The organism is Bradyrhizobium sp. Ai1a-2, from assembly GCF_000426245.1.
In the GTDB taxonomy this organism is placed as follows: domain Bacteria; phylum Pseudomonadota; class Alphaproteobacteria; order Rhizobiales; family Xanthobacteraceae; genus Bradyrhizobium.
Map to the genome: position 1 here is coordinate 1 of NZ_AUEZ01000237.1, position 1,269 is coordinate 1,269.

Annotated in this window: 1 pseudogene; it reads left to right on the forward strand. The window is 61.7% G+C overall.

The features are described 5' to 3' along the window. Positions 1-95: 95 nt before the first annotated feature. Positions 96-904, forward strand: a pseudogene (locus K288_RS51970) (IS66 family transposase); the annotation flags it as partial. Between the last annotated feature and the right edge of the window lie 365 nt (positions 905-1,269).

Consider the following 1,269-nt stretch of genomic DNA (forward strand, 5'->3'; position numbering starts at 1 on the left):
GCGCGCGACAATCTTCGCAGCAATCATCATCTCGCCGCGACACTGACTCGCCATCCTGATTGTCGCGCGCTCCCCACCCAGATTGTCGCGCTATAATCTACTTCCGGGACGACCGGCCGTTTGGCGGCGCCGGCCCGCCAGCGGTGATGTTCTACTACTCCCGAGACCGCAGGGGCAAGCATCCCCAGGCGCATCTAGCCCGATATACCGGCATCCTGCAGGCCGACGCCTATGACGGGTACAACCAGCTCTATCTGTCGGGACGCCACCCTGGACCGATCCGGGAAGCGGCGTGTTGGGTCCATGCGCGGCGCCAGTTCTTCGCCATGGCCGATATCGAAGAGAATGCGCGTCGCAAGGCCACCGGCAAGAAGAAGATCCCACTCTCGCCGATCGCGGTCGAGGTCGTGCGGCGGATCGATGCGCTGTTCGAGATCGAACGCTCCATTAATGGCAGGAGTGCCGAGAAACGCGTTCAGGTTCGGCAGACACTGAGCCGACCTCTTGTCGAGGACCTTCGGGTCTATATGCGGCAACAGCTCGCCAAGCTGTCCCGTGGGCACGATTTGGCCAAGGCGTTCAACTACATCCTGAAGCGCTGGGCGAGCTTCACTCTCTTCCTGGAGGACGGCCGCGTCTGTCTCTCGAACAATGCCGCAGAGCGAGGATTAAGAGGTATAGCTCTCGGACGAAAATCCTGGTTGTTCTGCGGCTCCGATCGCGGCGGACGGCGCGCAGCTCCATGTATAGCTTGATCGTCACGGCAAAAATGGACGGTGTTGATCCGCAGGCCTGGCTCACGGATATCCTTGCCCGCATCGCCGCCCACCCAGCTCATCGGCTCGACCAGCTTCTGCCTTGGAATTGGACTCCGGAATCAGCGATTGCTGCGCAAGCGGCGTGATCTGCGAGCCGATGACGCTGCCGCGTGGCAACTAACTCGCCTGCGGCCCACGCCGGATGCTTACCGTCCGCCCGCTCCGGCGCTATTTGAGGGCACGCCTGCGGACGGCTTTGCTCTACCGGGCTACACCATCACAGGGGACGCGACGACCTCGCTTCAACTCCAATGATCAGCTCATTCCGAACTTGTATCGCAAGTAAGCCGCCGCGGACCGCCGACCCGAACAGGGCCCTGGCCCTGCGCGGCAAGCGCGTGGCTTTAGCAGCAAAGCACACTTCGACATCGATGCGTCGCGTCGTCAGGTTTATGAGCACCTGACCCTAGGTGGTGTGGACACTTATCTCAGCCATAAGACGATGGCTGCG